Source organism: Erythrobacter sp. AP23, assembly GCF_001542855.1.
GTDB lineage: Bacteria > Pseudomonadota > Alphaproteobacteria > Sphingomonadales > Sphingomonadaceae > Qipengyuania.
Genome location: NZ_LNBY01000004.1, coordinates 13,595 through 38,613 on the forward strand (window position 1 = coordinate 13,595; position 25,019 = coordinate 38,613).

The 25,019-nt window shown below is 63.0% G+C and carries 21 protein-coding genes; 11 read left to right on the top strand and 10 right to left on the bottom strand.

All coding sequences use genetic code 11. The annotated features are described in order from the left end of the window. The first annotated feature begins 71 nt into the window (after positions 1 to 71). From ASS64_RS04465 to ASS64_RS16795, 4 genes are all read left to right on the top strand, one after another. Entirely contained in the window at positions 72 to 911 is an 840-nt protein-coding gene (locus tag ASS64_RS04465; protein ID WP_067690573.1) for a MipA/OmpV family protein, read from the top strand. A gap of 121 nt (positions 912 to 1,032) precedes the next feature. Next, a complete protein-coding gene (locus tag ASS64_RS04470; protein ID WP_067690576.1) occupies positions 1,033 to 2,856 on the top strand; it encodes a DUF885 family protein in 1,824 nt (607 codons plus the stop codon). A gap of 104 nt (positions 2,857 to 2,960) precedes the next feature. Beyond that, positions 2,961 to 4,124 carry a glycosyltransferase family 87 protein gene (locus tag ASS64_RS04475; RefSeq protein WP_067690578.1) on the top strand — a complete coding sequence of 388 codons (1,164 nt, stop codon included), beginning with the start codon at positions 2,961 to 2,963 and terminating at the stop codon, positions 4,122 to 4,124. Between the two features lie 47 nt (positions 4,125 to 4,171). Next, positions 4,172 to 4,321, top strand: coding sequence for a hypothetical protein (locus ASS64_RS16795; protein ID WP_198147642.1), 150 nt, complete (start codon positions 4,172 to 4,174; stop codon positions 4,319 to 4,321). Between the two features lie 82 nt (positions 4,322 to 4,403). Here the strand turns inward: ASS64_RS16795 and ASS64_RS04480 are convergent, their stop codons facing one another. Next, positions 4,404 to 5,927, bottom strand: coding sequence for a sodium:alanine symporter family protein (locus ASS64_RS04480; RefSeq protein ID WP_067690581.1), 1,524 nt, complete (start codon positions 5,925 to 5,927; stop codon positions 4,404 to 4,406). A gap of 252 nt (positions 5,928 to 6,179) precedes the next feature. On the opposite strand from ASS64_RS04480, the gene secE reads away from it, so the two are divergent. After that, positions 6,180 to 6,383 carry a preprotein translocase subunit SecE gene (secE, locus tag ASS64_RS04485; RefSeq protein ID WP_067690584.1) on the top strand — a complete coding sequence of 68 codons (204 nt, stop codon included), beginning with the start codon at positions 6,180 to 6,182 and terminating at the stop codon, positions 6,381 to 6,383. Between the two features lie 44 nt (positions 6,384 to 6,427). Beyond that, positions 6,428 to 6,964 (top strand): transcription termination/antitermination protein NusG, encoded by a 537-nt coding sequence (nusG, locus tag ASS64_RS04490; RefSeq protein WP_067690587.1) that lies wholly within the window; start codon positions 6,428 to 6,430, stop codon positions 6,962 to 6,964. A 114-nt stretch (positions 6,965 to 7,078) separates the two neighbouring features. On the opposite strand, the gene ASS64_RS04495 is transcribed toward nusG, so the two are convergent. Continuing rightward, positions 7,079 to 8,113, bottom strand: coding sequence for a retroviral-like aspartic protease family protein (locus ASS64_RS04495; protein WP_067690590.1), 1,035 nt, complete (start codon positions 8,111 to 8,113; stop codon positions 7,079 to 7,081). A gap of 203 nt (positions 8,114 to 8,316) precedes the next feature. Then, complete coding sequence (locus ASS64_RS04500) at positions 8,317 to 9,543, bottom strand: sensor histidine kinase (protein WP_198147643.1); 1,227 nt, start codon at positions 9,541 to 9,543, stop codon at positions 8,317 to 8,319. 306 nt (positions 9,544 to 9,849) lie between these two features. On the opposite strand from ASS64_RS04500, the gene rplK reads away from it, so the two are divergent. The 3 genes from rplK (at position 9,850) to ASS64_RS04515 (ending at position 11,319) form a co-directional block, all read left to right on the top strand. Then, the gene (rplK, locus tag ASS64_RS04505; RefSeq protein ID WP_067690596.1) at positions 9,850 to 10,281 is read left to right on the top strand and encodes a 50S ribosomal protein L11; all 432 of its coding nucleotides are present in this window, start codon (positions 9,850 to 9,852) and stop codon (positions 10,279 to 10,281) included. A 4-nt stretch (positions 10,282 to 10,285) separates the two neighbouring features. Further along, positions 10,286 to 10,978, top strand: coding sequence for a 50S ribosomal protein L1 (rplA, locus tag ASS64_RS04510; protein WP_067690598.1), 693 nt, complete (start codon positions 10,286 to 10,288; stop codon positions 10,976 to 10,978). Between the two features lie 161 nt (positions 10,979 to 11,139). Then, positions 11,140 to 11,319 (top strand): hypothetical protein, encoded by a 180-nt coding sequence (locus tag ASS64_RS04515; protein WP_067690601.1) that lies wholly within the window; start codon positions 11,140 to 11,142, stop codon positions 11,317 to 11,319. On the opposite strand, the gene ASS64_RS04520 is transcribed toward ASS64_RS04515, so the two are convergent. Genes ASS64_RS04520 through ASS64_RS04535 form a run of 4 tightly spaced genes read right to left on the bottom strand, consistent with a single transcriptional unit; the run spans position 11,316 to position 15,557 of the window. Further along, positions 11,316 to 12,224 (bottom strand): GNAT family N-acetyltransferase, encoded by a 909-nt coding sequence (locus tag ASS64_RS04520; protein ID WP_067690752.1) that lies wholly within the window; start codon positions 12,222 to 12,224, stop codon positions 11,316 to 11,318. The two genes, ASS64_RS04515 and ASS64_RS04520, sit on opposite strands and share 4 nt — an antisense overlap. A gap of 11 nt (positions 12,225 to 12,235) precedes the next feature. Next, positions 12,236 to 13,204, bottom strand: coding sequence for a polysaccharide deacetylase family protein (locus ASS64_RS04525; RefSeq protein ID WP_067690604.1), 969 nt, complete (start codon positions 13,202 to 13,204; stop codon positions 12,236 to 12,238). A 52-nt stretch (positions 13,205 to 13,256) separates the two neighbouring features. Beyond that, positions 13,257 to 14,015: a molybdopterin-binding protein gene (locus ASS64_RS04530; protein WP_067690607.1), complete on the bottom strand. Its 759-nt coding sequence runs from the start codon at positions 14,013 to 14,015 to the stop codon at positions 13,257 to 13,259. A gap of 33 nt (positions 14,016 to 14,048) precedes the next feature. Continuing rightward, positions 14,049 to 15,557, bottom strand: a complete 1,509-nt coding sequence (locus ASS64_RS04535) for an NAD(P)/FAD-dependent oxidoreductase (RefSeq protein ID WP_067690610.1) — start codon at positions 15,555 to 15,557, stop codon at positions 14,049 to 14,051. Positions 15,558 to 15,742: 185 nt separating this feature from the next. On the opposite strand from ASS64_RS04535, the gene ASS64_RS04540 reads away from it, so the two are divergent. Together ASS64_RS04540 and ASS64_RS04545 are read left to right on the top strand one after the other, a co-directional pair. Next, a complete protein-coding gene (locus ASS64_RS04540) occupies positions 15,743 to 16,771 on the top strand; it encodes a LacI family DNA-binding transcriptional regulator (RefSeq protein WP_067690613.1) in 1,029 nt (342 codons plus the stop codon). A 29-nt stretch (positions 16,772 to 16,800) separates the two neighbouring features. After that, positions 16,801 to 20,124 (top strand): amidohydrolase family protein, encoded by a 3,324-nt coding sequence (locus tag ASS64_RS04545; protein ID WP_067690616.1) that lies wholly within the window; start codon positions 16,801 to 16,803, stop codon positions 20,122 to 20,124. A 66-nt stretch (positions 20,125 to 20,190) separates the two neighbouring features. On the opposite strand, the gene ASS64_RS04550 is transcribed toward ASS64_RS04545, so the two are convergent. Genes ASS64_RS04550 through ASS64_RS04560 form a run of 3 tightly spaced genes read right to left on the bottom strand, consistent with a single transcriptional unit; the run spans position 20,191 to position 24,967 of the window. Then, complete coding sequence (locus ASS64_RS04550) at positions 20,191 to 21,534, bottom strand: methyl-accepting chemotaxis protein (RefSeq protein WP_067690619.1); 1,344 nt, start codon at positions 21,532 to 21,534, stop codon at positions 20,191 to 20,193. Between the two features lie 56 nt (positions 21,535 to 21,590). Then, complete coding sequence (locus ASS64_RS04555; protein WP_067690622.1) at positions 21,591 to 23,399, bottom strand: methyl-accepting chemotaxis protein; 1,809 nt, start codon at positions 23,397 to 23,399, stop codon at positions 21,591 to 21,593. Beyond that, positions 23,396 to 24,967, bottom strand: coding sequence for a bifunctional diguanylate cyclase/phosphodiesterase (locus tag ASS64_RS04560; RefSeq protein WP_234002325.1), 1,572 nt, complete (start codon positions 24,965 to 24,967; stop codon positions 23,396 to 23,398). The genes ASS64_RS04555 and ASS64_RS04560 overlap by 4 nt, the downstream gene beginning before the upstream one ends. Positions 24,968 to 25,019 lie beyond the last annotated feature (52 nt).

Here is a 25,019-nt window from a genome sequence, read left to right on the forward strand (position 1 = left end):
TGCTGAGCATGACGGGAACGTGGCGGTATGGCAGGAGTTGGATAGCAAACAGGAAAATCGAGGGAATCTGCATGAAATCGATCGTTGCCGCCTCCGGCCTTGCACTGCTTCTGAGCGGCGCGCCCGCTCTCGCCCAGGATGTCGAAAGCCTGCCGACGGATGAAGAAACGGTGTTCGACGATAATTGGATCTCGATCGGTCTGGGTGCGATCTATTCACCGAGTTACAACGGTTCGGACGATTACGTCTTTTCCCCGGTACCCATCGTTCAGGGCCAGCTCGGCACGGTTGGCATTTCGCCGCGACCGGCCGGGGTCGCGCTCGATTTCGTCAACGACGATAGCGAGGGCGCGACTATATCCGGCGGGATTTCGGCGCGGCTCAATCGCAATCGAGCGGTCCAGATCGAAGATCCGGTGGTTCTCACCTATGGCGAGCTCGACACGGCATTCGAAGTCGGCCCCACCATCGGTATCAGCTTTCCGGGCGTGCTCAACCAGTTCGACAGCCTCAGCGTGAATGTCGACGCGTTGTGGGATGTCGCCGGAGCCCATGACGGGGTCATCGTCAGCCCCAGCGTGACCTATTTCACGCCGCTGAGCCGCGGTATGGCGATCTCGCTGTCGGTCGGCGGCGATTACGTCGACGACGATTATGCCGACTATTACTATTCGGTTCCCGCAGGCGGGCCGCTGGCACCCTTCCGGGCCGATGGCGGCTGGGAAAGCGTCGGCGTAAACCTGCTAACCGGCATCGATCTCGACGGGGACCTCGCCAATGGCGGCCTCGCGCTCATCGTGTTGGGCGGCTATTCCCGGATGCTCGGCGATGCCAAGCGCACGCCCTTCACGTCGGTTCGCGGCGATGCCGACCAGTGGTTGGGGGCCCTGGGGATCGGCTACACCTTCTAGCCCCCACTCCAGTCGAACGTACCGCTCGTCGATTTCTGTCGCACCGTCGTCGGACGATGCGCTTGCCCTGCTGTCCGCGCATGTGTTCTAAGCCGGCAACACAGGTCCCAGGGGAAATGCCATGAAAATCGTCCGCCATGCGCTCGCCTCGAGCGCTGCTCTTGCTCTTGTCATCACCGCCAATCCGGCGCTTGCTCGCGATCGTCACGAAGACTCGGAAGCTGCCGCCGAACTGAGCGAGCACGACCGGCTCTTTGCGCTCTTCGCCGATGCCGACGAACGCGGGCTCGAGCTGAATCCGCTCGGTCGGCTGTTTCGCGGCGACGACAGGAACGCCGATCGGCTGGGTGACTTTCTGACCGACTCGTCGTTCTACGCCAGTCGCCTGAACACGCAGCTCAACCTCGCCAAGCTGGAGTTGATCGACCGCAGCAAGCTGAGCGAGACCGATCAGCTCGCCTACGACGTGTTCAAGTACAACCAGGAGTCCGCATTGCGCGGGCAGACCGATGAAATCCGCGCGCTTACCGAAGTGCGCCCGGTCAACCATTTCTCCGGCTTTCACACTTTCTATCCGAACTTCGCCAGCGGCGATGCGGCGGCGCAGTTCAAGACGCTGGAGAATTACGAAGACAACCTCTCGCGGCACGATGACTATATCGAGATTTCCGGCCGCGCGATCGAGAGATTCCGCGAAGGCATGGAAAGCGGCGTCCTCGAGACCAGGCTGACTATCGGAAACGTCGTCAAGCAGCTGGACACCATGCTGGCGATCCCGATCGCGGAATCGCAATATATGAAGCCGGTGACAAACTTCCCCGAGGACTTTTCGGAGGAAGACAAGGCGCGCCTGACCGCGGCCTACGAAGCCAAGACCGCGGAAATCTACGCTGCGGATGAACGCATGCGCGACTTCCTGCGCGACGAGTACCTGCCCGTCGCACGCGAAAGCGTTGGCCTCAGCGACATGAGGGGCGGCGAAAAGCTCTATGCACAGATGATCGAGAGCACCACCACGCTGCCGCTGACGGCGGACTATCTGCATGATCTGGGCCTGGCCGAGGTAGCGAGGATCAAGAACGACCTCGAGGAAATCAAGGCAGAGGTGGGCTTCACCGGCACGCTCACCGAGTTTTTCGATTTCGTGCGTACCGATGAGCAGTTCAAGCCGGAGAGCCGCGAGGCGCTGACGCAAACCTATTACGATATCGGCGAAGAGGTCGACGCAAAGATCGGCGAGTACTTCTCGCTGGTTCCCAAGACCCCGCTCGAGATCAAGCCCTATGACGAATCGATCGAGCAGTTTTCGGCGGGCGGGTCCTACCAGTCGGGCGCACCCGATGGGTCGCGTCCGGGAACCTTCTATTTCAACGCCTACGACCTGCCGAGCCGCCTGACGACCGGTAACGTCACGCTCTACCTGCACGAAGGCGCGCCGGGACATCACTTCCAGATCAGCCTCGCGCGGGAAAACGATGATCTTCCCGCCTTCATGCGCTTCGGCGGCAACACCGCCTATGTCGAAGGCTGGGCACTCTATTCGGAAACGCTGGGCTACGAGATGGGCTTCTTCGACGATCCGTGGAACCGCTATGGCACGCTGCAGGACGAGCAGCTGCGCGCGATGCGCCTGGTCGTCGACACGGGTCTTCATGCGAAAGGCTGGAGCCGCCAACAGGCGATCGATTTCATGCTGGAAAACAGCGGCATGACCGAAACCGAAGTCGTGGCCGAGGTCGAGCGTTACATCGCCATCCCAAGCCAGGCACTCGCCTACAAGGTCGGCGCGCTGAAGATTCAGGAGCTGCGCAAAAAGGCGGAAGAGCAATTGGGCGACGATTTCGACATTCGCGAATTCCATGCCCAGGTGCTTGATACCGGCGCACTGCCGATGCCGGTGCTGGAGTCCAAGATCGACCGCTGGATCGCCTCCAAGGCCATCTAGAACCTGGCGCGGGCGGGGATTGCCGCCTGGCTGAACTGGCGACAGTCTGGTCGCCGCGCTAACCCTGCGAGCATGTATTCTCGCGATCGAGGGGACGGGCGGCGATGGACTGGCTGCGCCAGGCGGACTGGCTGACGCGCGAGCGGGTACGCGGCTACGCCTTGCTGCTGGCGCTCGCCGGCCTCGGATTGCTGGTCAATTCGTACCTCAAGGCCATGGGGCCGGCGGGAACCGATTTCCTGGCCTTTTGGGGCGCGGGCCATGTAACCGCAGCGGGCGATCCGAAGGCGGCCTACGACTTGGCGGTTCAGCAAGGCGTCCAGACCGGAACGGGAAGCGAGGGATGGTTCGCCTTCGTCAATCCGCCGCCCTTCCTGTTCGTCCTCGCGCCCTTTGGATCGCTACCCTTCCCACTGGCCTGGATTGCCTGGGTGGCGATTACGTGGGGTCTATGGGCCTGGGTGAGCATTCGTGCTTTCCCAAGGTTGTGGCCGCTTGTGGTGGCCTATCCCGGCGCTCTGATCGCGGCGGGCCATGCGCAGACCGGGCTGCTGACCGGCGCCCTGCTGGTATTGGCGGCGCACGAGTTGGGCAAGCGACCGGCGCTTTCAGGTGCGGCCATCGGTGTTCTGGTAATCAAACCGCATCTGGCAGTGCTCGCGCCCTTCTGGCTGGCGACAGGCGGAAAATGGCGCGCTTTCCTTGCGGCCGGCATCGCTGCCATCGGACTGCTTGCCCTGTCGTGGCTTGCCTTCGGCGGGGAGACACTGGCCGCGTATTCCACCAGCTGGCGTGCGAGCGAAGCGCTGATGGAGGGGATCAATCCCGACTTCCTGCTGCGAATGACGACGTTTTATGCGCAGGCGCGCCTGTGGGCGGGAGACGGCGTGGCAGTGGCGTTGGCGGTCATCTCCGGGTTCGCAGCACTCGCGGTAGCCATGCTCGCTTGGCGGCGCTTCGGTTACGATGCGCGGGCGACGGGGGCAGCAGTATTGGCAGCTACCGCGCTCGCTTCGCCCTATCTGTTCAATTACGATCTGCCCTTCCTGATATTCCCGACGCTGTGGCTGGTCGCACAGGGGCTCGAGCACGGTTTCCGGCCCTATGAAAAGCTCGGCCTCGTCCTGCTCTATCTCGCGCCCTACGCCACCCGCGCATTGGCCTTTCCGCTCGGGATCAACCTGATGCCGCTCGCTGCGCTGGCGCTGCTGGCGCTGGTCTGGACGCGTGGCGGGGTTCGCAAGGCGGGAACCTCCCCGTCGACCTAGTGTTTTTACTGATCAGGACGGAGGGCAGAATTTCATGGAGGTATACCATGTCGAGTTTGTCCTTCCACAGCAGCCGCCCCGATGGCTGGGTGCAGCCGAAGCCCTATAGCGACAGTTCGCTGCGCTATCGGACACACGGCAAGATTCAGCCGATGGAACAGCCGAGCTTCCTGGCACGTCTGTTCGGGTTGCGCTGAGGGTTCAGTCGTACCAAGGAAAAGGGCCGGCGGTCGGATAGACCCCCGGCCCTTTTTTGTTAGCCCATCAAGGCACTCGGGCTCAGTACTCCTCGGGTTCTTCCGGCGTATCGGCGGTGTGGGTCGGGCCGGCGTCCTTCTGACCTTGCGCCAGCTTGAAGACCACTCCGCTCAGCAGTGCCAGCGCGAGCAGGTTGGGCAGTGCCATCGCGGCGTTGGAAATGTCGCCCAGGCGCCAGACCAGTTCGCTCGGCTGCGCCGCGCCGATGAAGATCACCACGCACCACAGCACGCGCCAAGCCATGTGCAGCTTCTTTTCGCCTGCACGGGTCGAACCCTTCAACCGGTCGTAAATGAAGGTGATCGCGCGTTCGCCGTAATAACTCCACGTCAGCAGGGTGGTAAAGACGAACAGAATCAGCGCGACCGAAGCGACCAGCGTACCGATGGGGATCGCGGCGATTTCGATCGGGAAGGCTGCGGCAAAGGCGCCGCTGGTCATTTCGAAGCCGACCCTGTCCGATTGCCAGGCATGGGCCACAGCTTCGCCGCCGGCGGTGAAATCGCCGCGCACGGTCAGGATCACCAACGCGGTCATGGTGCAGATCACGATAGTATCGATGAAGGTGCCGAGCATGGCCATGCGGCCCTGCGTTTCCGGATCGTTGGTCTGCGCCACCGCGTGCGCGATCGCGGTCGAACCCTGGCCCGCCTCGTTCGAGAACAGGCCGCGCGCGACACCGGCACGGATCGCCAGGATGATGGCCGCGCCGACGAAGCCGCCGCTGGCCGCCTGCGGATTGAACGCGCCATGGAAGATCAGCCCGAAGGTTTCGCCCAGATCGCCGAAATTCAGGATCAGCGCGATCACCGCCATCACGATATAGGTGGCGGCCATGAAAGGCACGATCCTCTCGGCCACGCTACCGATCGACTTGATGCCGCCGATGATGACGATGAAAACGAGGAAGGCGACGATCAGGCCCCCAAGCCACTCTTCGATGCCGAACAGTTCGTTGAGGCCGTCGGCTACCGCATTCGCCTGGATCGAATTGCCCGTCACCAGCGCCGAGAACAGCGTGCCGATACAGAAGACGATGGCGAGCCAGGTCCATTTCTTGCCCAGGCCCATCATGATGTAGGTCATCGGGCCGCCGCGCAAAACGCCGTCGCTGGTGCGTTCGCGGTAGCGGATGGCGAGCGAGCCTTCGGCAAAGGCCAGCGCCATGCCGAACAGTGCGGTGACCCACATCCAGAAGATGGCTCCCGGGCCGCCCAGCGCGATCGCGGTGGCGACACCGGCGAGATTGCCGGTGCCGACCTGCCCCGAAAGCGCTGTGGAAAGCGCCGCGAAAGGCGAGATTTCGCCTTCGCCCTGGCTCTTGCGACCCGCGAACAGACCCTTGAACGCGCTGCCGAGCTTGATGATCGGGTAGAATTTGAGACCGACCATGATCCACAGGCCGATGCCCAAGAGGATGATGGTCATGGGTGGGAAGGGGAGCACTTCGACCCCGTTCCATGTCCCGCCCCAGATGAAATCGGATAGGTTGGTGACCGGCTCGATCAGCCGCTCGCCCAGACTTGGTGCCTGGCTTGTTGCCATTGCAAAAATTCCCCTCATGCGTCCCTGAACTGGAAAGCGCGCAGGCTAGTCGCGCTTTGGGCGCTTGCAAAGGGGCGTTTCGGGCGAGTCCCCGGCTTGCCTTTTGCTGCATGCGAGAGTAGACGCACCGCCGTCTTCCGACATTGGGACCCGATAAAAGCCCCTCCCGGACTTGAACCGGGGCGGCGAGAGACCCTACCTGAAAGGGACGTGGCGGAAGGCGGCACGATTTTTACGCGAGAGACGTGAGCGATGGCAGACGACAAGAAGACCAGCCCGGCGGAGTTCCTCCGGCAGGTGCAGACCGAAGGACGCAAGGTCGTATGGCCGACGCGCGAGGAAACGGTGCGCACGGCGATCTTTGTGTTCATCATGATGGTCATCCTCTCGCTTTTTTTCCTCGGCATCGATTCGCTGTTCAGCGCCGTGGTGCGCTGGCTGCTGACGCTGGCCTGATCCTTCCGGGCCGAAGCCGCATTTCGACAGGGTAACGAGAACACATGGCACGCTGGTACATCATCCACGCCTATTCCGGATTCGAGAACAAGGTTCGCGATTCGATCATCGCCGAGGCCGAGCGCCTCGGCCTGTCCGAGGGCGTCGAAGAGGTCGAGGTCCCGACCGAAACCGTTACCGAGGTCAAGCGCGGCAAGAAGGTCCAGGTCGAGCGCAAGTTCATGCCCGGCTACGTGCTGGCCAAGCTGAACATGACCGACGACGTCTACCACCTCGTCAAGAATACCCCGAAGGTGACCGGCTTCCTCGGCACCAACAACAAGCCGCAGCCGATCTCCGAGAAGGAAGCGGCGCGCTATTTCGGCGGTGTGGAAGAGGCCCGTGCGGCGCCCAAGAAGGAAATCAGCGTCGACTACGAGATCGGCGACCAGGTCAAGGTGCTCGACGGCCCCTTCGCCAGCTTCAATGGCCTCGTCGAGGAACTCGATTTCGACAAGCAGAAGGTCAAGGTTTCCGTCTCGATCTTCGGCCGCGCGACGCCGGTCGAACTCGATTTCGAACAGGTCGAACTGGTCAAGTAACCGACGGAAATCGTACCTTTTCGGAAAGCCCCGCTCGGAGCGGTCCGGGCGGGGCCTCGCATTTCATACGACGCGGTCTTGTGGACTACGCCCCGCGCAATTCACTCGCAGGGCTCAGCTACAGGCGCTCGGTCGGTCCGCCTTGATTCGAGATGCAATCGTGGTCGTGCGCAGTTGGATCAGAGATCTGTTGCACTTCCTGAGTTGAAAGCGCACCTTGCGGTCCTTGAAGTCGAGCGACACCCGGCGAAAGTTCTCCATCAGGTCGGTGCCCAGCAGCAGCGACGGCTGGTCTGCCAGTCCGAAGACCTCGAACGGGGGAATGTCGGCAAAGGCGATTGGAACATTGCGCAATAGGACGGGGCCCAGCTTCAGTTCCCTGACCACTAGGAAGTCGAGCTCTAGTTCTTTGCCGGTAACCCCATAAACCTTGATCTTGCGAAGGTCGCTCGTGCGTCTGAGGGCCAGCTTGTCGCGCAGAGCAACGTTGCCGATGGTGATTTCGGAGCCGGTATCCACCACCGCATCGACCTTTTCCTTGCCCGCCGTCACTTCGGTCAGGATCAATTGGCCTCGCTGCAGCCGGCCCTTCACGATGATCATTCCGTCCATCAGCGGGGCCGGAGTAAAACCATCGTCGACGCTGATGTGACGTTCATCGAAATCGATCAGCAAACGCTGTTCGACCAGCGCGTCGAGGCCAATCATGCCATCACCGCCCAAGTCGCGCTCGTCGAGCACGGGCAATTCGAGTTCGGTGGTTGCCGTGGGGCCGAGCATGATCTCGTCGACAAACACGCGATCGACCACCTTGCTTTCGGTAACGCCGTGCAACATCGCCGGCGTACCCGGTGGCATGGCAAGTTCGCCAGCCAGTCTTGCACCGACGACCGATGTGTCCGCTCCGCTGTCGACGACGAACTTGTGCGGGCCGGTGCCATTGACCATGACATCCACTGTCATGCGGCTACGCAGTTTCCGCGCGCCGATCTCCTCACCTCCTATGGCGAGGTTTTCATCGAACTCCGCCGGCGATATCTCGGGAATTCGCAAACCGGAGTCTCCCGAAACGGGGGCCTCCTGCGCGGAGGCGACGGTCGCGGTGCACAAGAGTGCAGCAAGAGCGGTCGAGATCACTTCTTTGATCACAATACAATAACGTACACTAATGGTCGGCCTTCGTCATCGCCAGTCGACCAACGGCGGCCGGCGCTCGACGGGCGAGCCATGCTGCGGCAAGCGCTCCGCGGAATGAGCCTTGCCAGTGTCGGGTGCGATCGACGACTTTGGCCAAGTCCGTTCGGCACCACCACGCCGGTATCGGACGCTAGATCGCCCAGGGCCTGTCGTGGCTATTTCAACCCGAAATTCTCATCGACCAAGCGGGCCGCGAGCGTTGCGGTATCGGTATCCTCGGGATTGGCCAGCACGGCAGAGGCCGGTGCCTTGAGGCGATATTCGAGCACGCCGTCGTCGATTGAGCGCGTCGCTTCACCGCGCAGCACCTGGGGCACGATGCGGGTGAGCAGCTTCGTGCCGAAACCACCTTCTCCTGCCGGCGTGTCGCTTGCCGTCTCGCCAGTCGGGTGAGTTTCGCGCCATACGAGAACGAACCGCTGGTCTTCATCGGCTCCCTCGACACCCCAGCTGATGGTGACCTGGGAAGCCGCATCCTGCGAGAGAGAGTATTTTTGCGCATTGGTGGCGAGTTCGTGAACGGCGAGCGAGATCTGCTGCGCAGCTTCGCTGACAATCTGGGTCGGCGGCCCATCCAGATTGACCCGTTTGCCGTATGTCAGCAGTACGGGATCGAGCTGCTGGCGCATAATGGTCGCCAGGTCGCCGGAAAGATGATCGTCGCCACGCACGACGGTCGATGTGGCCATTGCCAGCGAGTGAATGCGTCCGAGCAAGGCTTCGATGAAATCCTCGGTCCGCTCGTGGCCCCGCGCCGTCTGCCGGGTGAGCGAGGTTACGACCGACAGCAGGTTGGCACTGCGGTGCACCGCTTCGCGAGTTTGCACGGCAAGCCTGGTATTGGCCTCGTGCAACTCCTCGGTCCGCTCCGCCACCAAGTCTTCGAGTTTCGCCAGTGTCGCCTCATGCGCTGCCGCTTCGGCCTGCAAATCGGCCACAAGACTCTTCAGCTTGGCAAGAGTGTCCTGATGCGCGTCGGCTTCAGCCTGTAGCTTGCTGTTCGCTTCCGATAGCTGTGCCGGAGACGGCAGGGCAACCAGCGTCGGGATCAGTCGGAACAGGACCACGGCGGTCGCCGCCGAAACGAGACCGGTCGCCAGCTTCAACATGCCAACCCACGGATAGATGGGATACCAAAGCGTGACGATGCCCATCAGGTGGGTAAGGCCGCACAGCAGAATAAAACTGGAGAACAGCACCACCAGGCCGGAAAAGGGAATGTCCTGGCGCTTTCGCAGCACCGTCAGCAGCGCAAGCGGAATGGCCGTGTAGGAAAGGAAGATGATCAGATCGCTGCCAGCCCACAGCGTGACCAGCCACGGTTGCCAGAGCAGGCACATCCCATGTGGCATGTATTGCCAGATATCGACGAAACTCTGCATGTGCGCTCCTTCTGTGGCGCTCGGTCCTAGCACATCCGTTGCAAAGCGATAGGTGAACAGCGCTATTACCAGGTCACTGGGGAAAAGCCGCATGTACGAATATCATAGGGGGCGTTCTCGACATGCCGCGCATGCGGCTCGGCCCTAGCGAATCGCTTGCATTCGCGCGCGAAAACGCTATGTGCGCGCCTTCCCAAGTCATCCTCGGGAACCCGTGCGGGAGGTCTGATCCGTCAGACCGCTTGACCGCTTACCATGAGCCCCGGTTCGAAAGTGCCGTGGCGAAAGTGAGAAAGGAGGCCAATCATGGCCAAGAAGATCGACGGCTATATCAAGCTGCAGGTGCCTGCCGGCACCGCCAACCCCTCGCCGCCCATCGGCCCTGCGCTAGGTCAGCGCGGCGTGAACATCATGGAATTCTGCAAGGCCTTCAATGCCGCCACCGGCGACATGGAAAAGGGCATGCCGATTCCGACCACCATCACGGTCTATGCCGACCGTTCCTTCACCTTCGTGACCAAGACCCCGCCGGCCAGCTTCCTCATCAAGAAGGCTGCTAAACTGAAGTCGGGTTCGAAGGAGCCGGGCAAGGTTTCGGCCGGTAGCATCAAGCGTTCGGCTCTGGCGGAAATCGCCGAGCAGAAGATGAAGGACCTGAACGCGAACGACATCGAACAGGCCACCAAGATCATCGAAGGCAGCGCGCGTTCGATGGGCCTCGACGTGGTGGAGGGCTAAGATAATGGCTAAGCAGACCAAGAAGCAGCAGGCTGTCGCCAAGCTCGACAGCGAAAAGCTCTACAGTGTGGACGAAGCCATCGCCACGCTGCGCGAGCACAAGGCGAAGTTCGACGAGACCGTCGAAGTCGCGATGAACCTCGGCGTCGACCCGCGCCACGCCGACCAGATGGTCCGCGGCATGGTTTCGCTCCCGAGCGGCACCGGCAAGGACGTCAAGGTCGCCGTGTTCGCCAAGGGCGACAATGCCGAGAAGGCCAAGGCCGCCGGCGCCGACAAGGTCGGTGCGGAAGACCTCATGGAAGACATGCAGAACGGCAATCTCGACTATGACCGCGTTATCGCCACGCCGGACATGATGGGCGTCGTCGGCCGTCTCGGTAAGGTCCTGGGTCCCAAGGGCCTGATGCCGAACCCGAAGCTCGGCACCGTGACCCCGAACGTGGAACAGGCCGTTAAGGACGCCAAGGGCGGCCAGGTCGAATTCCGCGTCGAGAAGCAGGGCATCATCCACTCGGGCATCGGCAAGCTCTCGTTCAAGGACGAGGACCTGAAGGCCAATTTCAAGGCCATGACCGATGCTATCGTCAAGGCGAAGCCGTCGGGTGCCAAGGGCAAGTATGTCCGCAAGGTCACGCTGACCTCGTCGATGGGCCCGGGCCTCAAAGTCGACCTGGCCGAAGTCGAAGGCGCCTGATCGCGGGGGTCCTTGCCGCGCCTCGGCGTGGCTAGGTTTTCCTGCTCTGGAATGAAAATGCGAAAGGGCCGGTGGGTGCAGACCCGCCGGCCCTTTTCCTTGCCCGGCGGAAAGATCAGCCCCGCAATGCGTTGAAAGGGCAAAGAACGCAGGAGTATTCCATGGAAGCCATTCTCCCGATTGCCACGGTTGTCGGTCCGTTCATCCTACTGGCCGTGATCGTCTACGCGTGGGCGCGCAATCGCAAGACCAGTGACAGGCTCGACCGGAAGGCGGAACGCGGTGCGCGCGAGCTGCGCCGCGACCTCGAAGAAGAGCAGGAGCGCAAGGTCGATCTCTAGCGCAAGAGCCGCCTGATCGGGCCCTCGGCCCCCGTTCGCTGCGCGATCCGTTTTGCAGAGGCGATCGCGTAGTCGAAACCCTTTAGACTGGCGAGCAGGGCGCGATTGGCCAAGGTCGGGCGGAGCATCACGAAGCTGGCGCACCGCACGCTGGCCGAACCGAACAACGCCTTATGCGCGCCCTCGCCTTCGGTGAAATCGAAATAGCGGAACCGGTCCTCAGCGAAGAGAACCTCCAGCGCCGCCATCTGTAGTACCGTACCCGGCGACAGGCTGGCATGCTCGGGGTCGAAGCCGAGGTAGGCATAGACCAGAGTGTCCCGCACGACCGGCAAGTAGAGATAGGCTACCGGCGTGCCTTCGAGGAACAGGAGGAAGGCGCGCACCTGGTCATTTCCGGCAAGGGCGCGTCTTTCCGCGCGCTCCGCATCATTGTCGGGAAGCCCGGCATCGAGCAGGCGCGCCTGGTATGTCTTGCGCGAAAGCGGCAGGGCGAGCTGCGAGAAGGTATCGATCTCTTCGGGCGTGCGGTAGGCGCGCAGGTCGAGCGCGCCCCCGCTTGCTTTCTCCAATCTACGGCGCTTGCGCCGCAGGGTCGAGCGTGTCTTGCCCGAAAAGCGCGCGAGGTATTCCTCAAAGGTTCCCGCCATGTCGATGTAAGAGCGCGCATACTCCTCGCGCGCGCCGACGAGGAAGCCGGGCATGGCTTCGCGCAGGCGGGTTTCGGCGACAGGTGGCGCAGACAGTACGCGTAATCCCTCGACATTGTTCAGAACGGGCACCGGTGGGATACGCTTGGATAGGATGTCTTGGAGTGAGAACGCCAACGTGGCGACCTCGCGCTCGATCGTCAGCAGGCGGCGCGATCCGACCGTGAACGGGATGCGATGTGAACTCGCTGGCATGAGGCCGTCTTTCACGAGGCCCCGTAGAGCGCGTTCGAGACCAGCTGTTCGGCAACCCGCGCAGCGGTGCGGATTTCGTTCCGCGGCATGGTCGCAGCTCCGGTCTCGTCGCCGATCCGGGGCGGGCGGCTGCCGAAGGTGGCGCTGTGTGCGCCTTGCGTCGCCGCGACGCTCCCACAGAAGCGGGTGAAGCGGTCGCGCACGATCGAATTGATCCGCGTTCGGTCGCGGCTCATCAGTTCGAAGCTGTGGCTAACGATATTGAGCATCGCCGAACCCTCGCGCACGCTAAAGCGCAGCGCGGCTGCCAATTCCCAAGACGACAGCGCCGTGATCTGTGCATGCCGCTGGCCGCGATGGCTGCGAATCGAACCGACCGGCACTTCGATCGTGCCCTCGTGACGGACGACCTCCCTGTCTTCGGCGGAAAGAGAGATGCAGCACTCGGAGCCGGCAATGCCGGGCACATGGCTGCTGTCGTAGCGGATCCCGAGACGTGCCAGTGCGCGCAGCGTGGCATCGTCGGCACCGTAATTGCCCGCGCGAAACGCCGTGGGAGAAGGGGCCCCTGCGCGCATCAGTTGGTCTCGGGCGAAGGCAAGCAGTTCGACCTGCTCTTCCTCGGTGAACGCGTGCATGTTGCGCCCGGTGCGGCCGGACAAGGGATTGGCATCGCCGGCCAGCTCGAGCCATTCGGGATGCAGGTGCAACTGTACCTCGTGTCCGCGCTCGAGGATCGGCTCGACCACTTCGGCTACCGCGCGTGTCCCCCAAATCAGTGCCGGCATGGGATCGACGAAGAAAACCCCCTTGATCCCGTGTGCGTCCATCACCGCCATCTGGTGGAGGATGCCCACATCGCCATCGGGCGTTCGACATGTAATCGAATGCTCGAATACCTCCTCGCGTGCGCCGACGCCGAGGCGTGCCGCGAGCCCGGCAGAATACTCGGTATCGATGGTGATATAGACCGCCGTCATGCCCCGGACCCTAACATGCGAGGGTTAACGGAGCGATGACCATCCCGACCGGTCAGATTCCGCCGGGCGTGAAGTCGAAACCGGCGGTCGCCAGCCCGTCGCACAGGCTGTCGACGCAGCTCCTCAGTTCCCCCTCGCTGGTCGAACGGACGACGAAATTGGCACCGACCCGGCCATCGCGAAAGAAGGGGTAACTGCCGAGCTGACATTCCTGGTGCGCCTGCTCCACCTGTCGCAGGATGTCGGCGACCTCGCTTTCGGGGGTCCAGCATCCGACCGTTTCCGACAGCAGAGGAGCCCCTCCCTCGAGCGTCCCGGTGAGCGCATCGAGCATGCCGGCGGTGATATGCGGCACCCCCGCCATCAGGTGGATATTGCCCAGCTTGATCCCCGGAGCCCCCGACATGTGGTTGGGTATCAGTTCCGCGCCCTCGGGCACGCGCGCCATGCGCAGCCGCGATTCGTTGAGCCCACCGGGCTTGTCGGAATAGTATTTCTCTAGGAGTGCCCGAGCCTGGGGGTGGATCACGACCGGGACGCCCAGCGCCTCGGCCACCGCGTCGACGGTGATGTCGTCATGCGTCGGCCCGATGCCGCCGGTGGTGAACAGGTAATCGTAGGCTTCGCGCAATGCATTCACTGCCTCGACGATGCGTTCGATCACATCGGGGACCACGCGCACTTCGGACAGGCGGATTCCTTGAACCTGCAGCCAACTGGCGACTTGGGCGATGTTCTTGTCGTGCGTGCGCCCGGACAGAATCTCGTCGCCGATCACGACAAGTCCCGCAGTATAGATGCGTTCAGTCATGACGGATTGCGTAACGCGGGTTGCGCGCGAATGCTACTCCGCCGCTTCGAGTTGTTCGTCGGCGCGGCGCGTGTTGGCCCCGTGGCGACGAAACTGCAGCAGGCCATCGTCGACCGGGTCGTCCTTCATGCGCTTGCGATCAACGACGTATTCCTGGTTGAGCCGCCAGGGATACTCGACCGCATTCTTGGGCATGATCGATTTGGCGCGCTGAATGTAGCCGGAGGAGAAGTCGAAGATATCGTCCTCCTCGATCTGCGCTTCCGCCTGAGACGTCAGCACCGGCTCGGCGACATCGACACCCCTACGGCGGGTCTCGTTGAGCACGCGGCAGATATAATCCGAATTGATATCCGCGCGCAGAGTCCAGCTGGCGTTGAGATAGCCGAACACCACAGCCAGGTTCGGCACGTTCGAGAACATGCAGCCCTTGTAGTAGAAGTGTTCGGACAGATCGATCGGCTGGCCTTCCTTCGACAGCGCGATCTTGCCCGCCACCGCGAGCTTGAGGCCGGTAGCGGTAATCACGATGTCGGCAGGAAGGAAACGATCGTCGGTCAAACGCACGCCGCCCTTCTCGAAGGCCTTGATATGGCCGGTGACCACATCGGCCTTGCCGCTCTTGATCGCATCGAACAGATCGTCGTCGGGCACCAGGCACAGCCGCTGCTCCCACGGATTATAGGGCGGGGTGAAGGGCGCAAGATCATAGTCCTCGCCCATCGATTTGCGGATACGCTTGTGCAGGTCCGCAGCCATCTTCTCCGGCTTCGTGCGTGCGCGTTTGAAGCCGTAATCCTGTAGCTTGATATTCTTCCACCGGGTGATCCGGTAGGCCAGCTTTTCGGGCAGGATCTTGCGCAGGAAATTGGCCAGGGCATCCTTGGCCGGGCGACTGAACATCCATGTAGGTGTGCGCTGGAGCATGGTGACCTTGGCGGCCTTCTCACTCATCGAGGGCACGATGGTGACTGCGGTCGCGCCCGAGCCGATCACGACCACGTTCTTGTCCGCATAATCAAGGTCTTCGGGCCAGAATTGCGGGTGGATTACCTGGCCCTCGAACTCGCCCAGCTCGAAACCTGGATCGTAGGGCTCGTCGTAATCGTAATAGCCCGAGCCGAGATAGAGCCAGTTGGCGGTCAGGTGCTTCTTCTCGCCCTGCTCGGTCTCGAGCGTCACGTGCCAACGCGCCTCGCTTTCGCGCCAGTCGGCGGCCAGCACCTTGTGGCTGAAGCGGATGTGCTTGCGGATGTCGCGCTCGTCGACGATCTGGTCGAGATATTCGAGAATCGCGGGACCATCGGCGATCGATTTCTCGTGCTTCCACGGTTCGAAGTCGAAGCCGAGCGTATGCATGTCGCTGTCCGACCGGATGCCGGGATAACGGAACAGGTCCCAGGTCCCGCCGAGGTTCTCGCGGCGCTCCACGATGACGAAGTCGTGATCCGGCGCCTTCTCCTTCATATGCGCCGCCATGCCGATGCCGGAAATTCCCGCACCCACGATCATCACATCGAAATCGGTCGCCGTATTGTTCATCTGTCTCTCCCAAGTGAAGAGAACCTAACGCAGCTTGCGTGCCAGCGCCAGCCTCGGTTGCAGTGCGCAACCTAATTTATCCGGTAGGCGCACTTGAGAGAGCCCCCCATCCGGCATTCGGGCTTGGGTCTCGCTTTCGGTAAAAGCCTGCGTTAGTGCGGCTGCACAGGGAGTGCGTTTGAAGGATGCCTAACAGCGAGAAGCCCAGGCCGCGTCGTGTTACGTCGATCGACGTTGCCGAGCGAGCCGGAGTGAGCCAATCGACCGTCAGTCGTGCTCTGGCGGGATCGGAAACGATAACCGAAGCGACCCGTCGCCGCGTCGAAATGGCGGCGGAGGAGCTGGGTTACCACGTCAACACGCGCGCAGCGGGCCTGCGGCGGGGCGAGACCGGAACGATCGCCATCGTCGTCATCGGTCGCGAAGGGCAGGGGCCGGCGGCGATCAACCCGTTCTATTACAGCCTGCTGGGCAGCACCTGCGCCGCTGCCGCCGAGCGGGGGTACGAGGCGCTGGTGTCGTTTCAGGCCAAGCCCGATGAGTTGTTCGGTCACTATGTCGCGCGGCGCCAGGCCGATGGCGTGGTGGTGATCGGCACCGCGACCAACGAGGGGGCGTGGGACTATTTCCGCAAATGTGCCGAGGAATCCAGCGGCATGGCGTTCTGGGGTTCGCCTTTCGACGATAGCGTCTGGGTGCGGTCGGACAATCGCGACGGCGGGCGCATTGCCGTTGAGCGGCTCGTGCGGAGTGGCGCGAAACGAGTTGTGTTCGTCGGTGATACCGCCTCGTCACAGCATCAGTTCCGCGAGCGTTACGAAGGTTACCGTAGCGCGATGGAGGCAGCGGGCCTGAAGCCCGTCGATGCTCTGGTGAGCGATGGCGAGGATCGCGTTTCGCAGGGCCGCAATGCGATTGCCCGCCTGGTCGAGGACGGTGCCAGTTTCGACGGCCTTTTCTTCGCCTGCGATGCGATGGCACTCGGCGCTTTGGAGGAACTCGCGGCGCGCGACATTGCCGTCCCGGACGATGTCGGCGTGATCGGCTTCGACGGGCTCGGTTCGGGAGAATTCAGTTCTCCGCCGCTGACGACGGTCGAACCCGACTTTGCGCTGGCGGGCTCGCTGCTTGTCGATACTGCGCTCGCTTCCGAAGACGAGCGGCCGGAGCGGCGCGTCGCCGTCCATCTCGTCGAACGCGCCAGCGTGCGTTGACCGTACCGATTCCCATTCCGGAGAAACCCATGAAGACCAGTCTCGCCTCCGTACTTGCCGTGCTGTTCGCTGGCCAAGCGGCTCTTGCGCAGGATCCGCAGCCAAGTCCAAACCCGGTCGAGGAACAGGAAGTGGATGCTTCCGCCGAGGAAGGTCCCGGCGAAGGCAGCGGCATGGCGGTCGATGCGGCACCGGCCTCCGCCAATCCCGGAGCCGTCAAGGAAGATGAGAAGTGGGACATCTCCGCCCCGCGCGGTGCGACGATCCGGCAGGTCCCGATCCGCACCGACGAGGGCACGTGGATGGATGTCGACGTCTCGCCGGATGGACGCATGCTGGCCTTTGCGCTGCTCGGCGACATCTACACCATGCCGATCGCGGGCGGCGCCCCTACGCGCATCGCCGAAGGGCTCGCCTGGGAAGTGCAGCCGCGCTTTTCGCCCGACGGACGCCGCATCGCCTTTACCAGCGACCGCGGCGGGGGCGACAATATCTGGATCATGAATGCGAACGGTTCGGACAAGCGCCAGCTGACCAAGGAAGATTTCCGTCTCCTGAACCAGCCCAGCTGGTCGCCCGATGGCAATTACATCGTCGCCAAGAAGCATTTCACCACCCAGCGTTCGCTCGGCACCGGCGAAATCTGGCTCTACCACGTCTCGGGCGGCGGCGGCGTCAAACTGGTCGCTCGCGCCAGCGAAGAGCTGCAGAAGGAGCTGGGCGAGCCTGTCTACTCGCCTGACGGTGAGGCGGTCTATTATTCGCGCAATGTCACGCCGGGTCCGATTTTCGAATATGCGCAGGATTCGACGCAAGGCACATTCGCGATCGAACGCTACGAGCTGGCGACGGGCGAGGTGACTACGGCGGTCAGCGGATATGGCGGGGCAGTGCGCCCGCAGCCGTCGCCCGATGGCAGGAGCATAGCGTTCATCCGCCGCGACAAGGACCAGACCGAACTGTGGGTCAAGGATCTCGCGACGGGCGAGCAACGCATGATCTATGGCGATCTCGACATGGACATGCAGGAAACCTGGGCGGTCTACGGATTCTATCCGCTGATGGACTGGACGCCCGACGGCAGCTCGATCGTGCTCTGGGCGGGCGGCAAGCTGAAACGCGTGGCCGCCGATGGCAGTGGGGCCAGCGTCATTCCGTTCACCGTGAACGACACGCGCGGCGTTGCCGATGCGCCGCATCCGGTGATCCCGGTTGCGCCTGACAGCTTCACGGCAAAGATCCCGCGCTTCGCCAGCGTATCGCCGGACGGACGCACCGTGGTGTTCGAAAGCCTCGGGAAGCTCTATTCCAAGCCGGTTGCCGGCGGTACCGCACGCCGCTTCACCTCGAGCGATGACAGGGCGCTCGAATTGTGGCCGTCCTGGTCGCGCGACGGACGCCGGATTACCTATGTCCGCTGGACCGATGGCGAACTCGGTCAGGTCATGACTGCCAATGCCAACGGCTCCGGCGCGCGCGCGGTCACGCAAATGCGCGGCCACTACGCCAATCCGAAATTCTCGCCCGATGGCCGCACGATCGTGTTCGAGAAGCGCTCGGGCGGATACCTGACATCGCCCGAGTTTTCCGAGAACGAAGGCGTCTATCAAGTCAGCGCAGCGGGCGGCGAGGCCGAGCTGGTGTCGCGCGATACGACCAACCCGCAATTCGGTGCCGACAGCGACCGCGTGTTCATGCTCGGTCGCAAGGACGGCAAGCTGCAACTGCTGTCTGCCGACCTCGATGGCGAGGCGCGGCAAGTGCATGCCGAAGGCGAGCTGGCGACCGAATACCATGTCAGCCCGCGCGGCGATTTCGTCGCCTTCCGCGAGAATTACGAGGTCTTCGCCACGCCGCTGATGCCCGGCGGGCAGGCGGTAACCGTGGGCGAGAAGGCCAGCTCGCTACCTGTCGTGCGCGCATCGAAGGGTGGGGCGGACTATATCGGTTGGACGGAGGGCGGCGACATGCTGACCTGGACGATGGGCCCGGTGCTTTACCGCGCGAGTGTGGCCTTGATGTTCGCAGACGCGCCCAAGGACAAGGATGCGCCCAAATTCGTGCCGCCGACCAGCGGGACGTCGCTCGAGCGCACGATTGCCGCCGACAAGCCGCGCGGCACGGTGGCGATCACCGGAGCGAAGATCCTGACCATGGCAGGTGACGGTGCGGGCGAGATTGCCAATGGCACGATCGTTATCACCGGCGACCGGATCGCGGCAATCGGTCCGGCCTCTTCGGTGCCCGTTCCGGAGGGCGCGACCGTCATCGATGCCCGCGGCAAGACGATTATGCCGGGCCTCGTGGATGCGCATGCGCACGGACCGCAGGGCACGGGCGATCTGGTCCCGCAACAGAACTGGTCGCTGGTGCAGAACCTCGCGATGGGAACGACGACGATCCACGATCCTTCGTCGCGCGCCAGCATGATCTTCGCCGCGGCCGAGCGCCAGCGAGCCGGCACGCTGCTCGCCCCACGCATCTTCTCGACCGCCGAGATCGTCTATGGCGCCAAGGCGCCTAGCGTCTATGCGCGGATCGACAGCTATGAAGATGCGCTCGCGCATATCCAGCGGATCAAGGCCCAGGGCGGTATCTCGATCAAGAACTACAACCAGCCGCGGCGCGACCAGCGTCAGCAGGTCGTCGCCGCCTCGCGCGAGGAGAACATGCTGGTCGTCGCCGAGGGCGGGTCGCTGTTCGGTATGGATATGAACCTCATCGCCGATGGCAATTCGACCATCGAACACAATGTGCCCGGCGAAGTTCTCTACGAGGATGTGCTGCAGTTCTGGGCGGGCTCGCAGTCGAACTATACGCCGACGCTGACCGTTACCTATGGCGGGCTGGCGGGCGATCCCTACTGGCGGCAGGCGACCGACGTATTCGACAATCCGCTGATGATCCACACGCCGCCGCGCCAGCTGATCGCGCAGACCGCGCGGCGGGTGAAGGCACCCGAATGGGCCTTCGTCGACGACGATGCCGCGCGCGAGGCCAAGAAGCTTGCCGATCGTGGGGTCAAGGTCAGTATCGGTGCGCATGGCCAGCAGGCCGGCATCGCGGCGCATTGGGAACTGTGGAGCTTTGCCCGTGGCGGTATGTCGGCGGTCGAGGCGCTGCGGGCCGGCACTATCGAACCCGCGAAGTCACTCGGCATGGAACGCGACATCGGCAGCCTTGAGGTTGGCAAGCTGGCGGACCTCATCGTCCTCGACGCCGATCCGAGCGAGAGCATCCGCAATTCGGACAGGATCGACCGTGTCATGCTTGGCGGCCGGCTGTACGATGCACGAACGATGAACGAGGTCGAAACGGGCAACGCCCGCCGCCTGCCTTATTGGTGGGAATAGAGTGGGGGGAGGGGCGCGGAGAACACTTCCCCGCGCGTCCTCTCCGCATCACTTGCGCCATTGCCGTCAGGCTGCGCGGATTTGCTGGAGGAAGGCGTCGACGCGGCTCTTGAGTGCACCGGCCTGATCTTCGAGTTCGCTGGCCGAGTTGAGCACCTGGCTCGCTGCCGTGCCGGTGGCGAGACTGGTCTCGCGGAATTGCTCGATATGCGCGGAAACCTCGTCGGTCGACCGCGCGGCGAGGTCGATGCTCCGCGCAAGGTCCTGTCCGGCGACCGATTGCTGGTCGACCGCGCTGGCGATCGAGACCGAGGTCGACTCCAGCTCCTTGATCTGGCCCGCGATCGAGCGCAGCGCGCCGACGCTGGCACCGGTTGAGTCCTGCATTGCGCGGATCTGCTCGGCGACCTCTTCGGTTGCCCGGCTGGTCTGCGCGGCCAGCTCTTTCACCTCGCTGGCGACCACGGCAAAGCCGCGCCCTGCCTCGCCACCGCGTGCGGCCTCTATCGAGGCGTTGAGCGCGAGGAGATTTGTGCGCTGGGCGATCGATTGGATCAACTCGACGATCTGACCGACCTGCTCGGCGGACGACGCGAGTGCGGAAATCGTCTCGTCGGCACCGCTCGCCGTATCGGTCGCCTTGCGGGCGAGTTCCGCCGAATGGGCCGCCTGGCGGCTGATCTCCCCGATCGACATGGCGAATTCGTCGGATGCAGCTGCTGCCGCAGTTGCGCCGCTATTCGCCTGCTCCATCGAAGCCGTTACCAGGCTGGACTGGCTCGAGGCCTGTTCGGCCGTAGACGCCATTCCGGATGCGGTGGCGTTGAGTTGGGTCGCAGCCGCGGCAACCCCGCTTACCACATCGCCTACTCCGGTCTCGAAATCGCGCGCCATGCGCATCAGCTCGGCCTCGCGTTCCTCGGCCGCGCGCTTGCGCCCGGCAAATAGCTCGTCGAGCTTGTGGCCCGAGCGGAGAAAGACCGCGAAGGTCCGGGCGAGATCGCCGATCTCATCCGGCCGATGGGTATTCGATACCTCGATATCGCGTTCGCCCCGCGCGAGACGGGACATGTCCTCGTTGATCTTCAGATAGGGCTCGATGATATGCTTGAGCACGAAGCGCAGGCTCGAAATACCGCCCAGCAGCGCTATGCCGAGGATGACCAGCGTGAGCACTTGCGCGATCGGGGCAAAGGACGGGATGAAGAAACCGATCTGCGCGATCAGGGTGACAAGAGCGAGCCCGCCGAGCGAGAATATCGACGCAATCTTCGCTTTGGAGGCGAGCGATTGCTTCATGAACCATTTGTTCAGTCCGGTAAGTTGCGGACCGTTCTCGGCTTTCATGACCTCGACTTCCGCGATTTCGCGGACCAATTCGTCGGCCATGATCGAACTGTGTGCGTTCATCCCCAAGCACCCCCTTAAGGTTGTGGCAACCGTAAGGGCGATTGCTTGAGATCGCGTTAAGCCGCGCGCACGTGCAGCAGGAATTGCGCGACCTGCGATTTGAGCGTGCTGGCCTGCGCCTCGAGCTCCGTCGAGGAGTTGAGCACCTGGCTGGCGGCTGCTCCGGTGGCCAGGCTGGTTTCGCGAACCTGTACGATATTGGCCGAGACCTCGTCGGTCGACCGCGCGGCAAGGTCGATGCTGCGTGCAAGATCCTGCCCGGCGACCGACTGCTGGTCGACAGCGCTGGCGATGGAGGTGGCAGTCGATTCGAGTTCCTTGATCTGGTCCGCGATCGAACGCAGCGCGCCGACGCTGGCACCGGTCGAATCCTGCATCGCGCGAATCTGCTCGGCGACCTCCTCGGTCGCGCGGCTGGTCTGCGCGGCCAGTTCCTTGACCTCGCTGGCAACCACCGCGAAGCCGCGTCCGGCTTCGCCGCCACGGGCCGCCTCGATCGAGGCGTTGAGCGCAAGCAGGTTGGTACGCTGCGCGATCGACTGGATGAGCTCGACGATCTGCCCCACCTGTTCCGCCGAAACGGCAAGTGCCGAAATTGTCTCGTCGGCGCCGCTTGCGGCATCCGTCGCCTTTCGTGCCAACTGCGCCGAATGAGACGCCTGGCGGCTGATCTCGCCGATCGACATGGCAAATTCGTCCGAAGCGGCGGCGGCGGCGGTCACGCCGTTCGAGGCCTGGCCCATGGCGGCAGTCACGCTGGATGTCTGGGTCGAAGCCTGTTCGGCGGCCGCGGCCATCGAGCCTGCGGTCGTCTTGAGCTGCGCGGACGCCGAAGCCACGCCATTGACCACTTCCCCGACTGTCGTCTCGAAGCGCTGAGCGAAACGGACCATTTCCTGACCGCGTTCCCGTCGCAGCGCCTCGCGTTCCTGCGCAACGTTTTCGAACTGACGGGCGGCCTGCAGAAAGACCTCGAGCGCACGGGCGAGATCGCCGATTTCATCGTGCCGGCGGGTCGCCGGGATGTGAACGTCCTTGTCGCCCTCGGCCAGCCGCGTTGCCACCGCGGTCATGCGCTTGAGCGTCGATGACACATCGCGTCCGAGATATCGCGCTGTCATCCACGCAACCGCGATTCCCACGCCTGCAACACCGAAAAAGGCGACGAAGAGCCACATGATCATGGTTTGCGAGGCGGCATCTGAAGTCTTGCCGATCCGCTCGATCTCCTCCCGGGTCGCCACGGCCGTTTCTACGAAGCTGCGCCCTTCGACATAGACGCTGTCCGAAAAGTCCTGCCACTGCGCTTGAGTGCCGCGGGCGCGTTGGGCCTCGGTCACACGCATTCTAATTCGCGACAGCTTGCTGTTGAGGTCCTCGATCCTGGGCAACACGCTAGGCGCGACGCCGACAACCTCGTCTTCCAGCCGGCTGAGGTCCCGGTCGGTATCCGCGAAGGCTTCGAGGGCCGAAGTCAGATCGTTCGGATCGCCCGTCACTGCGTAGCGCTGAACGAACAGGCGTCCGCCATCGATATCGGCGACCATTCGCTCGGCCGTCACCGCAGCGGTGGAGATGGCCATGCGTTCCGAACGCGCTTCGAGCGCGAAATAGCCTCCGACAAGTGTACCCAAGAGGCTGAGCACCACAACGGCGATACTGGCAAGCGAGATTGCATTCAGCTTCTCACCGACCGACTTGTTGTCCAGCCAGCCCTTGAGCCCTCCCGGGGCCTCACTCTCGGCGGGGTCGGCTTCGATTGGATCGGTAAGGAACGGCTCCTCGGGCGCCTCCACCGTATGGTCGGGGGGCGAGGCTTCGTGTTCGGCAACCATGCCGTTGACCATATCCTGGAGCGCGCTCATGCGACTTGGCTATCCTCGTTTGCTTCTTCTGATGACAAGCCGATGGGCTTGCCGAGATGTTGGGCGATTTCTTCGGCCGGCATTGCCTTGAAATACAGCCAGCCCTGGATCTGGTCGCAACCGGCAGCGCGGACCATGGCGGCCTGCTCCTCCGTTTCGACGCCTTCTGCGGTCACAGCCATTTTCATGGCGCGCGCCACCGTGATGCTGGACAGCATCATGGCGCGGCTGCCGTCGTCTTCGCTCGCCTGGACCACAAGGCTGCGGTCGAGCTTGAGCTTTTCGAAGCGGAATTGCCGCAGGAAGCCGATGGAAGCGTAACCGGTGCCGAAATCGTCGAGCGAAATCCTGACCCCGAAACCGCGGATCACCGCGAGGCTGCGCTCCGCTACCAGCGGATCGAGTACCAAGCAGGTTTCGGTGATTTCGAGCTCGAGTCGCTCGGGGTCGAATTGCGTTTCCTCTAGAATGTGGCCCAGCTGGATTGGGAATTCGGGGTTGCGCAATTGCGCCGCCGAAATGTTGACCGACAGCGTGATGCCGTCCCAATCGAGGGCGTCGCAGCAAGCCTGGCGCAGCACCCACAAGCCGATCGAATTGATCAGCCCGCTCTCTTCCGCAACGGGAATGAAGATGTTCGGGCCGACCTGCTTGCCGTCCGGACGATCCCAGCGCAGCAGGCATTCCACCGCGACGATCATGCGCGTGTTGCTGTCCACCAGTGGCTGGTAATTGAGCCGGAATTCGTCCTTGGCGAGCGCATTGCGCAAATCGTCGTCCATTTCCTTGAGCTGCTCGCGGCTCTTGTCGAACGTCTTGCTGAACCAAGTACAGCGCATCTTGCCGCCGCGCTTGGAGGCATACATCGCAATGTCTGCGCGGCGCAGCAGCTCGGAGGAACTGACATCGTCCTGCGCAGCCCGGCGAGCGAGGCCGATGCTTGCCCCCAGCGTGAGGCGCCGGTCTTCGACGTGAACGGGTTTGGCAAGCCGTTCGATGATGCGCCGGCAGAGCCCTTCCAGCAGCGTGCCGGCAACCGGCCCCCCGATCATCATTGCATACTCGTCGCCCCCCAGCCGATACACTTTGGCTTCGCCATCGCTGACCTGCTTGAAAATGTCAGCGCATTCGCGAATAGCGACATCGCCGACGAAATGGCCGTAGTGATCGTTGATCAGCTTGAAACCGTCGAGGTCGATCATCGCCAATGCCACTTCGTGGCCCTGCCGGTATTCGTGACGGATGTCGAAATGGAGAGCGCGGCGATTGGGCAGCAGTGTCAGGCTGTCGCTGCGCGAGAGTTGTTCGATGCGGCGCAAATGGCGGACGGTCAGATGGGCGCAGATCGCCGCCGCCATGCTGAACAGGATGGCGCCGATGACGAGGATCGTGGAAGACGTCGCGAAGTCGAGGAAGCGATTGGCAACGGCGATCGACCAGGTCAGGATGAAACTCCCGCCTAGCGCAGCCATCGGCCCGAAGAGGATGGTCCGCGTGCTGCCGCTTTCGTGAGACGTATACGTACCCACAGTCATTTTCGACACACGCCCCTCTTTGCGACCCTTCATGTCGGACTAGAGCGCATTCGCTAAAGAAGCGTAAATCGGCGGTTTACCTTGT